This window comes from Bifidobacterium tibiigranuli, from assembly GCF_022655035.1.
Classification (GTDB): Bacteria; Actinomycetota; Actinomycetes; order Actinomycetales; family Bifidobacteriaceae; genus Bifidobacterium; species Bifidobacterium tibiigranuli_A.
In genome coordinates, this window is record NZ_JALCUA010000001.1 from 277,034 (window position 1) to 290,882 (window position 13,849).

General features: G+C 60.1%; 10 protein-coding genes. 3 read left to right on the forward strand and 7 right to left on the reverse strand.

Features of this window, described 5'->3' with window-relative positions; translation table 11 throughout:
• Nucleotides 1-193: 193 nt before the first annotated feature.
• Nucleotides 194-3,169: a DHA2 family efflux MFS transporter permease subunit gene (locus tag LKK40_RS01160; protein ID WP_304308498.1), complete on the reverse strand. Its 2,976-nt coding sequence runs from the start codon at nt 3,167-3,169 to the stop codon at nt 194-196.
• Between the two features lie 227 nt (nt 3,170-3,396).
• Here LKK40_RS01160 and LKK40_RS01165 point away from each other — a divergent pair, with 227 nt between their 5' ends.
• Nucleotides 3,397-4,026: a TetR/AcrR family transcriptional regulator gene (locus LKK40_RS01165; protein WP_304308500.1), complete on the forward strand. Its 630-nt coding sequence runs from the start codon at nt 3,397-3,399 to the stop codon at nt 4,024-4,026.
• A gap of 436 nt (nt 4,027-4,462) precedes the next feature.
• Nucleotides 4,463-5,455, forward strand: coding sequence for a D-2-hydroxyacid dehydrogenase family protein (locus tag LKK40_RS01170; RefSeq protein ID WP_304308502.1), 993 nt, complete (start codon nt 4,463-4,465; stop codon nt 5,453-5,455).
• Between the two features lie 576 nt (nt 5,456-6,031).
• On the opposite strand, the gene LKK40_RS01175 is transcribed toward LKK40_RS01170, so the two are convergent.
• The 5 genes from LKK40_RS01175 to LKK40_RS01195 form a co-directional block, all read right to left on the reverse strand.
• A complete protein-coding gene (locus LKK40_RS01175; protein WP_304308930.1) occupies nt 6,032-6,790 on the reverse strand; it encodes an ABC transporter ATP-binding protein in 759 nt (252 codons plus the stop codon).
• A 98-nt stretch (nt 6,791-6,888) separates the two neighbouring features.
• Nucleotides 6,889-7,704: an ABC transporter ATP-binding protein gene (locus LKK40_RS01180; protein ID WP_304308504.1), complete on the reverse strand. Its 816-nt coding sequence runs from the start codon at nt 7,702-7,704 to the stop codon at nt 6,889-6,891.
• Nucleotides 7,701-8,654, reverse strand: coding sequence for an ABC transporter permease (locus LKK40_RS01185; RefSeq protein WP_304308506.1), 954 nt, complete (start codon nt 8,652-8,654; stop codon nt 7,701-7,703). Before LKK40_RS01185 ends, LKK40_RS01180 begins: the two co-directional genes overlap by 4 nt.
• 61 nt (nt 8,655-8,715) lie before the next feature.
• The gene (locus LKK40_RS01190; protein WP_304308932.1) at nt 8,716-9,684 is read right to left on the reverse strand and encodes an ABC transporter permease; all 969 of its coding nucleotides are present in this window, start codon (nt 9,682-9,684) and stop codon (nt 8,716-8,718) included.
• Nucleotides 9,685-9,738: 54 nt separating this feature from the next.
• Nucleotides 9,739-11,433 carry an ABC transporter substrate-binding protein gene (locus LKK40_RS01195; RefSeq protein WP_304308933.1) on the reverse strand — a complete coding sequence of 565 codons (1,695 nt, stop codon included), beginning with the start codon at nt 11,431-11,433 and terminating at the stop codon, nt 9,739-9,741.
• 222 nt (nt 11,434-11,655) lie between these two features.
• Between LKK40_RS01195 and LKK40_RS01200 the strand changes: the two genes are divergently transcribed.
• Complete coding sequence (locus tag LKK40_RS01200; protein ID WP_304308508.1) at nt 11,656-12,423, forward strand: type III pantothenate kinase; 768 nt, start codon at nt 11,656-11,658, stop codon at nt 12,421-12,423.
• A 12-nt stretch (nt 12,424-12,435) separates the two neighbouring features.
• On the opposite strand, the gene LKK40_RS01205 is transcribed toward LKK40_RS01200, so the two are convergent.
• A complete protein-coding gene (locus tag LKK40_RS01205) occupies nt 12,436-13,842 on the reverse strand; it encodes an ABC transporter substrate-binding protein (RefSeq protein ID WP_304308510.1) in 1,407 nt (468 codons plus the stop codon).
• Nucleotides 13,843-13,849 lie beyond the last annotated feature (7 nt).

Genomic DNA, 13,849 nt, shown 5'->3' on the forward strand with positions numbered 1-13,849 from the left:
ATAATTGTCGCGTACCGTCTGCAGAGAAAACAGCCCATACTTCAACATAAATAAAATGTATTTTATTTATGTTGAAAAACGTCACAAGTTAAAAAATACATTTTATTTTGTCTGCTCTGCATATAGGGCCAGCGCAACCTTTGCCACGACCCGGCACCAGTGGCAGTTTTTTCTAAATTCTGGCTTAGGTACCTCAATTTGATGTGCTGACCGATGCCGCGCCAGCCAACTCGGGCGACGCTGCCGCCTTGCGATCGGTGAAGATGCCGATGATACTGGTCAGGCCTAGGACGATGCCAGCTACCGTGAATACCTTGCCGAAAGCGTGTGAGATCTCGTTGTTTTTGGTGTCGCTGATGGAATCGAACACGGCGCTCAGGGTTTTGCCTTGGTCGATTTTGCTGATGCCATTGGTCAGCTTGCCAGCGCCCTCGGCAAGGGCTTGGCCGCCCTGCGCGGCGGTTTTGCTTCCCTCGGCGAGCGAGGCGCTGCCTTGCTGCGCGGATGCTAGACCGGCCCCGAGCGTGCTGGAACCTTGTGCGAGCGTGTTGAGTCCTACGGAAAGCGACGATGACGCCGATTGCAGTGCACTTCCAGACTGGTTGAGTTTATCGAGACCATTGGAAAGCTGGCTGATGCCGCCGTGCAACTGATCGCGAGTCTGGGCTGCGCCAGCGTCGAGGGTTTGAGCTCCCTGCGCGAGTGCCGCGATTCCTTGGGAGAACTTGCCATCGGGCTGGAATTGGCTCGATAGGCTGGCGGCTCCGTTGGACAGCTCATCCGTGGCTGCGTTGAGCGAGCTGCCAGCGGCGACGATGTTGCTCTGGCCGGAAGCTGATGCTTGCGATTGCAAAACTTTGACGAAATCGGACTCATTCGTGACGCTGCTGCTGGTGCCAGCCGTGTACAGCGCGACAAGATTTGACAACATAGGAATCTGCTGCTCGCAGTTGCTCGCCACAGCTTTGGTCGCGGCTTTCGCACACGAGGTTTGCAAGGCGGCGAGCTGGGCCGTGTACGTCTTGAGCAACTGCGCGGAGTTCGGGTTGGTGCTGATCATGGCGTAGTATATCGCCGCCGAAGTGTTCGTGTATTCAGCCATGTGCTGCGAGAGCTGGGATGCTCCGGAGGCCAGAGCATCGGCTCCGTCTCGAATGGTGCCATTCGTCGTGTTGTTCGACCCCAGTTCAGAATTCATCTGCGCCAACAACTGCTGCGCACCGGCGTCCAGCGTGGAAGCGCCTGCTGCCAGCGAATTCAACGCTTCGCCGGACTTCGCGTTCAGCGTCGTCGCCCCCGACGCCGCACTGGCCACGCCTGCCGCATATGCGTCAATGCCGCTGTAGAGTTTGGCCGAGCCGTCGGCCGCCTGATTGAGTTTGCCCGACAACGTTGCCGAGCCGGTTGCAAGTCCGGATATCCCATTCGCCAATGTTGACGACCCTGCGGCGAGCTTGCCCTGCCCGCTGGCGAGTTTTGACGCCGATGACCCGATGGTTTGGGAGCCGTGATACAACGTACGCAGTGGAGCATCCTCCGGGGTCGGCGTGGGTTGCAGCGCATTGATGCTGCCGGTCAGGTCTCGTTTGAGCTTGTCGGTTGATGAGGCCGCGTTCGCACCACCGCCAGAGCCGGAGCCGGAGTCCACACCACTCACCAACAGCGTGCGGATATCCTTCGACGCCACGCTTTTGACCGATGGCGCAAGACTGGATTGCGACACCGTCTGCAAGGCCGTGCTTTCGATAGTGCTGCGCGCGGTGGTGATATTCGCATCGAGCAGGGTGACCAAGATCGCGATGCCGAGGCAGGTGCCGATCTGCCGCATCGAGTTGACGATGCCGGAGGCCATGCCACTTTTCTCGATGGGAAGGTGCTTGACGGCGGTGATAATCGACTGGGCGGAAAGACCAAGCCCGAAGCCGAACACAACCATATCCGCAATCATGACCGACTTCGACGTATCCACGCCGATTCGCGCCATGAGGAAGCAGCCAAGGCTGAGCAGCAGCAGGCCGAGCAGGTTGATCACCCGCGCGTCGCCGATCTTGCTGGCGATCACATTGCCCAGCGGCATGGCGATAATCACAGTGGCAGACGTCCACATGGTGATAAGCGCAGCGTGCAGCACCGTGTAGCCGAGCACGTTCTGCAGGAAGAAGTTCAGAATCAGCGCCGGGCACACTACCGCGAATCCGCCGATGAAATACGAGATGGTGGAGGCGGTGAACGTGAGCTCACGGAACAGCGAGAATTCCATCATCGGGGCCGAGACATGCAGCTCAGTGACGATGAACGCAGCCAAGCAAATAGCCGAGCCAATGAACATGCCGATGATGGCAGCCGACCCCCAGCCGTAGTCCTTGCCCTTGAGCAGGGCGAAGGTGAGCAGGAACAGGGTCGCGGCCAGAAACGCCATGCCGAACACATCGACGCGCTTCGAGGCGGTGTCATCGTAGGATTCATCTACGCACATCGCACACAATATGACAGCGAGCACGACCAACGGCACATTCACGTAGAAGATGCTGCGCCAGCCAAACCACTGAATCAGTAGTCCGCCGATCGCCGGGCCGCCCGCAGCGGCCACGGCAGTCGTCGCGCCAACCACGCCGGAGATCGCCTGCATGCGCTTCATGCCGAACATGGCCAGTCCCATCGGCACAGCCAGCGGTAGCACGATCGCCCCGCCAACGCTTTGCAGCGCCCGCATCGCGATAAGGAACGGCAGCGAGCCTGCAGCGCCGCATAATGCCGAGCCTGCGCCGAAGAGGACGAATCCGACGGTCAGCACTTTCTTGCGCCCGAACTGGTCCGCGATTCGGGCCATAGGGATGATGAGCACGCTGACGCCGAGCACATACACCGTGCTGATCCAGCTCGCGTCGTTCAGCTTCGAGCGGAAAGAATCCATGATGTCAGGCAGCGCAATGTTGGTGATGGTGGTGTCAAGCATCACCACGAACATCGCCAGACAAATCGCAATGAAACCGAAGACACGCCGCATTCGGCCGCCTGTGCTGGCCGCCGTACCCGCTTCTTCGTTGGCGGCGTGACGTTCTGCGCTGATTGACGCCGTTTCCGAAGCCGATGCACCTAACGACATCGCGTTTAACGGCATCGTGTCGACTATCGACCTGCTTTCAGCGCTGTTCTTACTCGTCATCATGCTCCCCTTGTAGAGGCGTGCGGCATGCAGCCGCGTTTGCGCAGTTTCATATACTTCCATATATGAAATCGAATTCATATTTGTATATTAGCGATGGTTTTACTGTTTGTAAAGTGAATATGAAACGTATTTCATATAATTGTGATTGGCTGAGCTGCGGGTACGATATTGCCCTAGATAGAAAAGATAAGCGCTTCGAGCTACGCCAACACAGGGAGGTTTTTGCGATGCCGCACACCAAGATCCGCGTTCCCGTGCAGAAACGCTCGATCGAGAAGAAGCACCGCATCGTCGAGGCCGCGCGCACCGCCTTCGCGCAATCCGGCTACTTCCCCGTCACCATACCTCAGATCGCAAAGCACGCAGGCATCTCGACAGGGACGGTGTACGCCTACTTCCACGACAAGCGCGACATTCTGCTCATATGCATGCAGCAGTTCCGCGATGAGCGGCTCGCCGACTTCACCGAAAAACTGCATCAGCTGGAAACCACCAACGATCTGCGGCAGACCGTGCGCGATATCCTGGGCATCCTTGTAGATGCACACGACCAGTACAGCAGAAAATATCATGACGATCTCATGTCGCTCAAATACAGCGACGCCGAGATCGGGGCGTTCCTCGATTCCACCATCGCCGTGCTCACGGAAGCGATTCTCGACAAGCTCAAAGCCCACGGCTATGTCCTGCGGCATCCCAGAGAGCAGTCGATGCTGGCGAGCATGCTGGTCGACGCCGTGCAGAATGAGCTGTCGTGGCCACAGCTGCCCGAGGTGGATTACGACAGGGAAATCGTAATCGAGGATACCGCCGACATCATCCTCTCGATGGTGAAACGGACAGACAGCGCCGAATAGACGAGATCACTTTCCTGACTCACTCAAACAACCTGCGCAACAGGGTCTCGCGTCGGTTTATGAACAGCTCGGTCACGCGGTAGCTGTCGGCATCCTCCCAATCGCAGGGCTGCAAGCCATGTTCGTCAAACTCAAGAATCCGCCCCGATCTGCGTCCAATCGATCATGACGCCACGCACGAAAGCCTGCGAGGCCCTATCCCCCATCAACGCGTCCTCGTGGTACATAACTGCCCATCTTACTCGCCAAGCATTCGTGGTCGTACTGGACTCGTCCGCTTCTCGTAGTGTTGTCACGCAAAACAGTCGGTTTGCGTGACAATACTACAAGGATCGCCACTGCACAGGGTATCTCGGAACACTCCGCAATTCACTGGAACGCGAAAAGAGAGTGGGAGCATGCACCGCTCGTGCAGGGCATCGCTTAGGGTATTGACATGAGCATCATCGAAACACAGCCGGAGCGCACCGATCTGCCGCTTCTTTCGGTCCCCAATATCGTCGATTCCATGGTGGAGCCGTTCACCAGCACGCTGGACCTCCTGCACGACATCGCGCGCGTGCGCATCTACACCGAGCCCACGTTGGACGAAGACACGCTGGTCGAGCGCATGGACGGCGCGCAGGCCGTCATCGTCATCGGCTTCCATGTGAGCGATGCGATGCTGGACCGCGTCAGCGACCACGTCGAGTGCTTCGCGTTCGGCGGCACCGGCGTCGCCAGCTACATCAATCTCATCGCGACCCGCGAGCGCGGCATCCGGGTGTGCAATGTCGTGCATTACGGCAACGGCGCGGTGGCGGAGCATGCCGTGGCCCTCATCATGGAGCTGGCGCGGCGCACCGGGCGGATGGATGCTGCGATGCACATCGGCGGCTGGCGTGGCGAGGACGGCATCTCGCTTGAGAACAAGACCATCGCACTGGTCGGCTTCGGCGGCATCGGGCAGCATGTGGCCCGCATCGCGCGCGGATTCGGCATGCACATTCTTGTCTGGAATTCGCATCTCGACGCTCAGGCCGTGCATGATCTGGAAGCCACGCCTGTAGACGATATGGGCGAGCTCTTCGAACGCGCCGACATCGTCAGCTTGCATCTGCCGCTGCTGCCGGACACCGCCGGAGTGATCACGCCAGAACAACTGGATCATTTGCAGCCCGGAACCATATTCGTCAACACGGCACGGGCCGAAGTCATCGAGCCGGGCGCATTGACGAGTCGTCTGCAGCGCGGTGACATCAGCGCAGGGCTGGACGTTTTCGACGTCGAGCCGCTGCCAGACGACGACCCGCTGCGCGCACTGCCGAATGTGGTGCTCACCCCGCACGTCGCGTGGCGCGCCGAGGCGGCATATGAGAGCCTCACCAAGCAGGTCACGCAGTCGATTGCCGCGTACTTCACAGGCGAGTCCTTCAACGTCGCGAACTGAGATCTGATTCTAGGGATTTTGGTTCCCGGCTGATTATGGAGAGGTGCTCTGCAACCTGTGCTGCAGGGCACTCGGAAATTTCATTAGGCCCATTTGAGAGAATATGCTGTCATATGTTCTTCCCCCGTTTTCATACTGGGCGTCAGAATGGTGTAATACCGCCAAACAGCATAAACCATATTCGATGCCTATTTTGCAAAGCACCTAATGAACGAAAAAAAGACCTAACGAACGATATCTCAATGCACCAGATACAATTGAACGGATATGATCACCGACTTGTTCGGGAGCAGTCACATCGGCGACCGTTGCAATACCGTTCAGACCATTCATTAGGTCTTTTTTTCGTTCATTAGGCCGATGCGAAAGTATAACTCCGTCATTGCTTCCCTCGCCCCTTGAAATTCCGCCAATCGCGGGCATACGGCACACACTTGAAACACCCTGAACGAGATGTTGTATTCAAAATAGGCCTAATGAATGTCAACTCATACCTCAGAAAGTCATCACAACACACTGGGGTGAGCAGGTCGGAGTAAGAAAGCGCCTTATTGGCATCTTGTTGCATTGAAACACTTACAGCGAGGCGGCGTCGATGAGGCGTTTGGTGTAGTCATGCTGCGGGCGTTCGAGGATGGCGGTGGTCGGGCCAGACTCGACCACCACGCCCTCGTGCAGCACGATGATACGCTCGGCGATGCGACGCACCACACCGAGGTCATGGGACACCATAATCAACGCCATACTCGGGCGTGCGCGGCGCAGTGCTTTGAAGGACTCAAGAATTTGCAATCGAGCGGCCACATCGATGGCGCTCATCGGCTCGTCGGCTACCAGCAGCGACGGGCCAGCCACAATGGCGCGGGCGATGGCGATGCGCTGCGCTTGGCCGCCGGAAAGGTCGATCGGATAGCGCGGCATGAAAAGGTCAGGCTCCAAGCCTACCTGCCGCAGCGCCGACCCGACTGCGGTCGTTACGTCAGCACGGCCGCGTACCCCGGCGCTGCGCAGCGGTTCGGCGATTGAACGCGCAACAGTCCAGCGCGGGTCGAGCGAGGTGAAAGGATTCTGCAGCACGAGGCCGGACTCGCGGCGCAGCAGCCGCCAGCCGGGCGAGCGCTTGCCGCGAACCGGCTGCCCGCGATACTCCACCGCTCCTGAATCGGCATTTTCCAATCCCAGCAGAATCCTGATAAGCGTCGATTTGCCGGATCCCGATCCGCCGATAATCGCCACGGATTCGCCCTGGCGAATCTGCAACGACACATCGGAGAGAGCCTGACGACCTGCAGCATCACGCCCGAAGTGCTTGTTGACATGCTCAGCGCGAATCATGGCAACATCACTGCGGGCAGCGCTGCCGACAGCGTCACCAGTAGCGATTCCCTCCGAGGACATCGCATCAGCCGAAAACCCAGAATCGATATTCGCGTTCATCGGCGCTCCTCCTCATGGCTCGACGCTGTCGCTTCACCCGAAGCAGTGTGCAATGTCAGCTCTCGGGCGGCATGCACGAGCTGCCGGGCCTGCGGTGTGTGCGGCTGTTCGAGCAGAGCGCGCGTCGAACCGGATTCGATGATGCGGCCCGATTCGAGCACGTAGCAGCCGTCGGTGGCGTGCGCGAGCACCGAAAAGTCATGCGTGATGAACAGCATCGAGGCACCAGCTTCGTCGACCAGCGACACGAGCAGCCGTACGATCTGGCGTTGGGTGATGGAATCCAGTGCAGTGGTCGGCTCGTCGGCGAGTATGAGTTTCGGCGCACCCACCAGCGCAGTGGCGATGCCGACGCGCTGCTGCTGCCCGCCGGAAAGCTGATGCGGGAACCGGCTGCCGACCGATGCATCAAGCCCCACTTTGGCGAGCATCGCAATCGCACGCGCCTTGCGCTGCGCTGCCGAAAGCTCAAAATGCAAGGTCAGCGGCAGCATCACCTGCTGCATAACAGTCAGCACTGGATTGAGTGCGCTGCCGGGATTCTGGAACACCATCGAGACATAGCGGCCGCGCAGATCGGCAAGCCCGCGTTCGCCCATGCCGATAATTTCCTCGCCTTCGTAGCGAATCGAGCCGGAACATGTTGCGGTCGGCGGCAGCAGGCCCATCATCGCCCGCGCGATCATCGATTTGCCCGAACCGGAAGCGCCTATCAGACCAACGCGGCTGCGGTCGCCGATATGGAGGTTCACGTCGCTGACGATCGGTACGCCGCCGATTGCAATCGAAAGTCCTTGGATATTCACGCTCATGGGCGCACCTGGTTAGGCTGCGGCGGCTGCGAAACCACCTGCTCCGATTGCGGCTGCACCGCCGCCGCTTCCACCGGCTCCGCCCTCCGCAGCTGCACTTGTCTCACCCGCGTCTGTCTCAAGAGTGGATTCGCCACCGGGTCGGCAGCTTCACGTAGCGCGTCGCCGAACAGATTCAGCGCCACGACCACGCAGGTGACGATCAATCCCGGCCAGAGCACGGTGAGCGGGTACACATTGATGAATTTGACCGAAGTCGCCAAGGAATGCCCCCAGCTCGGCACGCCCGAGGGCACGCCGATGCCCAGATAGGTCAGCCCCGATTCCGCCAGCACCGCAGTGCCGGCGGACAGCGAAAGCTGCACGGACATGGCGGGCAAGGCATTGGGCACGATATGGCTCACGAGCACGCGCAACGGCGAAACGCCAGCGGCCCGGGCCGCCTCCGCGTAGTCGGAACGCGCCGCGAGCAAGGCCTGAGGACGCGCGACTCTGGCAAGGTTGAGCCCATATCCCAGTCCACAGGCGATGACGATGACGGCGATGGATGCGCCCATGGGAACCGCCAGAATCAGGGCAATCAACACGGTGGGAATCGAAATCAGCGCGTCCACGGCGACCACTGTCACGCCCGACAGCATTGCGGCGCTCGATACCATAGCGGCTATGAGCAGCAGCCCGATCACGGCGGAGACACCGATGGTCAGCACGACAATCAGCAGATTCGTGCGCGAGCCGGCCATCAGCCAGCTGAATACATCGGCCCCTGTGCCGTCAGTGCCGAGCCAATGATCCGCCGAAGGCGCGGCCCAGACGTGATAGCCGTCGGTAGCCCAGAGCGAATGCGGCGTCCACAGCAGCGATACGAACGCAATCAGCACCCAAGAACCGAGCACGATCAGCGCGTAGCGGCCCTGCGCATGCGCCCAGATGGATTTCAGCACAGTCATAGCCGCCCCCTTTCGCAATCGTCTCGTTTCCCACCTGCCCTGTAATAGCCGAAGCCTTTGGTCATAGCTCCCGCCCTCCCGAATCGTTAAGCCTCGGATCGAGCGCGCGGTGTAGCAGATCAACCGCCAGCCCGATGGTCAGGAAGAATGCGGCGAGCATGAACAACTCGCCCTGCACGGCAATCAGATCACGGTTGCCCACGTCGGTTATCAGTCCTTCGCCAAGGCCAGGCAGATCGAAGAGATTCTCGATGACCATCACGCCGGTTATCATCTCGGCGAAGGTCAGCCCGATCACGGACACGAGCTGCGGCATCGCCAGCCGCAGCCCCACGGTGAGCATGGCCCGTGTGCGGGTCATGCCGCAGGCCATCGCCATATCGATGGTGCTGCTTGTCATCAGCTCTTCCAGCGCCGCGCGCGTATAACGCATCAGACCGGCGCCGACGATAATCCCGACCGCCAGCGCCGGAAGCGCCAGTGAAGCTACGGCCTGCGGAAACGCCGTCCAGCCGTCCTGCGGAAAACCCTGAGAGGGAAACAGCCCAACCAGCCCGATGCCTTTGCCCAGCAGCAGAATAAGCAGCAGTCCGCCCCACAGTGCGGGAATCGAGCCCCCGATGATGGCGACCAGATGAAACAGCCCGCGCACACGCTCGCTTTTCGCCAGGCAGGAGGCACAGCCGAGCGGAATCCCAATCAGCAGCGCAACGATCAACCCCATGACAATGAGCGGGAAGGTCACCAATGCCCGCGCGCCGACCTGCTCGGAAATCGTGCGCCCAGTGAGCATCGACACGCCGAAATTGCCGTGCAGCAGCGCCACAGCCCAGTCGACATACTGCTGAGTCAGCGGTCGGTCGAGTCCGAGCTGCATGCGTAGCGCGGCGACCCGCTCCGGCGGGGAATCATGGCCGGCCATAACCGAAGCCACGTCGCCGGGAAGAATGCGCAGCGCCACGAAGACCAGCACGGAGATGACGACGAGCGCCGCCGCGAACAATGCCAGTCGGCGAAGAAGAAACCGCATGGATGCCATGCTCATATGCCGCGCCCTATGACTTCGAACCCAAGCATGCCGCCGTTACGACCGGTAGACCACGCCGGCCAGCGGCAGCAGCGTCTGGTTCAGGTTCACGGGGAAGCCCTCAACGCCTTTCGCCCAGGCCGTGGTGACGCGGTAGTTGAACAGCCAGTCGGCCGGCGCGTCCTGGCTCACTTGGCGTGCGGCCTGCGCCAGATACCCGTCGCGTTCCTTGTCGCTCGTGGCTGCGAGAGATTTCGCGTACAGCGCCTGCACGTCCTTGCTGTCGTAGTTGTAATAGTAGTCCGGCGTAGCCCACTGGTAGAAGTCATGGCTTTCGTTGTGGTCGACCAGCGACAGATCATAGTTCTTGTTGGTGTAGACATCCTGCAGCCAAGTGGAGAATTCGACGACGTTGACCTTCAGATCGATGCCGACGGCTTTGAGCTGCGAGCGCAGCTGGTCGCCCAGCTCGGTGCCATAGACGTTCGCGTAGGTCAGGCTCAGCTGCAGCGGTTTGGACGGGCCGTACCCGGCCTGCGCGAGCAGGCTTTTCGCCTTGGCCACGTCATGCGGGTACAAACCGGTCAGGTCCTCATAGCCGGGGTCGAGGCTGGGGATAGGGCCGCCGAGCGGCTTGTCGGCACCGCCGCGCGAAGCGATGATCGCCTGATGGTCGATCGCGTAACGTATGGCCTGGCGCACGCGCCTGTCCGAGGTCTTCGCGCCCTTGGAGTTGAACGCCAACACGAACTTGTCCGTGCCGTCGCCCGCCTGAACCGTGTACTTGCCCGTGTCCTTGCGGAAAGGAGCTGCCAGATTGTCGCTTATCGGCGCAAGCACCTGCACATCCCCGGACTTGAGCGCATTCACGGCGGCGTTGTCGTCGGCGAAGTAGCGTATGTAGATATTCTCGATTTTCGCCTTGTTCGGCCCCCAGTACTTGGGATTGGCCTTCAAGGCTATCGAATTGTTGGTCACAAAGCGCTGCACCGTGTACGGCCCCGAGCCGACGGCGGTGGTTTTCGCATCATACTGCGCGTTTTTGTCGAAAACCAGCCCGGGCCTTCCAGTGAGCGTCCACAGCAAACTCGAGTATGGCGCACTCAGCGTGATTTCAACGGTTTTGGCGTCCACGGCTCGCACGGATTGGAAGTTGCGCAGTGACTCGGAGTCGTGATACTGCTTGGCGATGAGTTCGTTGATCGACCACGCCACGTCGCTGGCGTCGAGCTTGTCGCCGTTGGAGAAGCTCATGCCGGTGTTCAAGTGGAAGGTGTAGCTCTTACCGTCCTGGCTCACGTCCCAGCTTTTGGCCAGCGCGGGCACGACCTGATTCTTCGCGTCGCGCGCCACGAGGCCTTCGTAGACGTTGCCGATGAGAATCTGGTCGAGCGCGGACCCAGACTGATTGCGAATGTCAAGATTGGTCGGCGCCAGTTTGAGGCCGATAGTGATCGAATCCTTGGCACTGGCTGCTGGCGCGGTTGTGCCCGGCCGGTTATTGAATGCGAGTATGGCGGCGACGATTGCCACCACCGCTACGACCGCAATCGCAATCCATACCCATGGCCTGCGCTGGCTATGATCCGGCTTGCGCGGCTTGATGCTGGCGTTCAGCTCGGCATCGGTTCCTGCATTGGTTGCATTGATACCGCCTACGCCAATGCCGGCCTCATTGGCCGTGCTGGCGGTATTGTCTGTGTTGCTCTTGGTTGCGTCGGCATCGCCGTACGCACCGTTCTGCTCTGTCATCATTGCCTCGAATATGACTCGGTGTCGTTATGTTTTCAGTTCTACGCTGGCCGCCCGCATGGGTCGTCCGCATAGGCCTAGCATAGTCCTATGATGGGAAGTCGAATAGGCTCATAGCTTGTCACAGCACGTAGCAGTTGGTCGCAACTAGTCACAACTAGCCGCAACTGTTCACGGCATATGACGGCACGTCGCAAGCAATATCACCGGTCTGGAGGCCCCATGCTTATCGCGGTTGACATCGGCAACACCAACATTGTGCTCGGCTTCCTGCGCGGGCAGGAGGTCATCGGCACCTACCGCATGGCCACCAAGGTGAGCCATACCTCGGACGAATACGGCCTGATGCTCAGGCAGTTCCTGACGTTGAGCGGTCTGGAACCCGATGATGTGGACGATGTCATCATCGCTTCGGTGGTGCCCAAGGTCATGCATTCCTTCCGTTCAAGCATTATCAAGTTCCTGCGCATCGACCCGATGATCGTGGGGCCGGGCCTCAAATCGGGCATCGGCATCCGGCTCGACGACCCCAAATCGCTGGGCGCGGACTGCCTGGCCGACTGCGCCGGGGCATATTTCAGCTACGGCGGCCCAGTGCTGGTCGCCGATTTCGGCACCGCCACGACCTTCAATTACGTCAATGCCAAAGGCACTATCGTTTCCGGGTTCATCGCCCCGGGCATCCGCACCGCCGCCGCAGCGCTGTGGGGCGAGACCGCGCAGCTGCCCGAAGTCGAGATCACCCGGCCGGACTCCATTCTGGCCACCGACACCAAAACCGCCATGCAGGCCGGGCTGTATTACAACTTCCTCGGCGGCATCGAGCGCACGATTCGGCAGTTCCATGACGAGATCGACGAGGAGTTCACCGTGGTATCCACAGGCGGACTCGGCAGCATCTTCATCAACGACACCGATCTAATCGACATCTATGACCCCGAGCTCATGTTCAAGGGCATGTACGCCATCTACCAGCGCAACGTCAAATAATGAACGGCCAACTTATCTGATGGTGAAGCCCTGATTGACCCCGTACTCCTTGAGATCCTTCTGCCATAGGGCGATGCCGTCGCCCAGCGAGACCTGAGGCCCCGGCAGCTCGGGCAGCGTGATCTGGCTGCCATCAGGGTTGAGGGCCCCTGAATCGATACGAGACTGCGTCCGCGCGAAATCCCGCTCGGCGGTGGACCAGCGGTACGCTTTGCCCACAGTATCGTTGAAATCGCTGCGCGCATACACTTCGAAGGGCAGATACTGGTAGCCTACCGACACGTTTTCCGCAGCCTGGGAGAGCACTTTATTGAACTCCTGGCCGCCGAAGTACGGTACGTCGATGCCGCGCGCATCCCTGATGGTGGTTTTCGAGAGGAATCCGGGAGCATTGAGCGAGGCCGTGTCGGCTGGGAAGGAGCCGCCGTCCACGCGCGTGCGGATTCCGGCGGATTCGTGGCAGACGTATTCGACGAAGCGGAAGGCCGCATTCGGCCTGCGACTGGATTGCAGAATGCCCAGCGCCGAACCTCCATTTTCTGAATTCGTGGACGCTCCATCGGCGGTGGGCATCGGTGCCACACGCCACAGCCCCGCAGTCCCCGGCACATCCGCGAGCATCAGCGAAGGCATCCACGCCCCGGAAAACACCGAGGCCACATCGCCGGAGCCCAAGGCCTGCTTCCACCCGTCGGACCACGTGGGCAGATGAGTGTCGATAAGCCCTTCATCGATCATCTTCTGCCAAAACGCAGTGAAGGTCTTCGTGCCCGAGTCGCCATCCAGATTGACAGTTACCGTCTTGCCGTCGACCGAAGTGTGGAATGGCCGGCCTCCGGCGAGCCAGATCATCGCGGCGTAGAAGCTTGCGTCGCCGGAGTCGGCCGCGATGTACACGCCTATCGATTTGAGCTTCTTGGCCGCCTCGTAATAGTCATTCCACGTATGGATCTTCGAGGCATCCACACCCGCCTGATCGAAGACGTCCTTGTTGTAGAAGAACGCCATCGGCCCTGAATCCATCGGCAGCCCATACACCTGGCCATTGAGCCGCACGGAAGCCCAGGTGCCCGGCGTGTAGGCACCGCCGTAGGCCGAGGTTCTGTCGGTGAGATCACGCAACTGCCCGCTGATCGCATACTGCTGCAGCGCGAAGTATTCGAGCTGCACGACGTCGGGCATGCCATAGCCGTCCTGAATCGCCGTGTTGAGGTTCTCGTAGCCGCTCGTCCCCTTGATATCGACGCGAATGTCCGGATTCGCTGCCTCGAACCCGGCAGCCAACGCCTTCATGCTCGGCTCCCATGACCAGACCGTGACCACGGTGCGCGTGTCCTGCTGCCCGCAGGCCGCAGAGGCAAGCAGCATCAGCGCCGCAAGCCCCAAGGCCAACGCACGCTTTGCACGCTTCAATCCCATGCCTCGA

Coding starts and splice junctions, on each gene's coding strand:
- LKK40_RS01160 (WP_304308498.1), bottom strand. CDS start 3,169: ATGATGACGAGTAAGAACAGCGCTGAAAGCAGGTCGATAGTCGACACG.
- LKK40_RS01165 (WP_304308500.1), top strand. CDS start 3,397: ATGCCGCACACCAAGATCCGCGTTCCCGTGCAGAAACGCTCGATCGAG.
- LKK40_RS01170 (WP_304308502.1), top strand. CDS start 4,463: ATGAGCATCATCGAAACACAGCCGGAGCGCACCGATCTGCCGCTTCTT.
- LKK40_RS01175 (WP_304308930.1), bottom strand. CDS start 6,790: ATGATTCGCGCTGAGCATGTCAACAAGCACTTCGGGCGTGATGCTGCA.
- LKK40_RS01180 (WP_304308504.1), bottom strand. CDS start 7,704: ATGAGCGTGAATATCCAAGGACTTTCGATTGCAATCGGCGGCGTACCG.
- LKK40_RS01185 (WP_304308506.1), bottom strand. CDS start 8,654: ATGACTGTGCTGAAATCCATCTGGGCGCATGCGCAGGGCCGCTACGCG.
- LKK40_RS01190 (WP_304308932.1), bottom strand. CDS start 9,684: ATGCGGTTTCTTCTTCGCCGACTGGCATTGTTCGCGGCGGCGCTCGTC.
- LKK40_RS01195 (WP_304308933.1), bottom strand. CDS start 11,433: ATGACAGAGCAGAACGGTGCGTACGGCGATGCCGACGCAACCAAGAGC.
- LKK40_RS01200 (WP_304308508.1), top strand. CDS start 11,656: ATGCTTATCGCGGTTGACATCGGCAACACCAACATTGTGCTCGGCTTC.
- LKK40_RS01205 (WP_304308510.1), bottom strand. CDS start 13,842: ATGGGATTGAAGCGTGCAAAGCGTGCGTTGGCCTTGGGGCTTGCGGCG.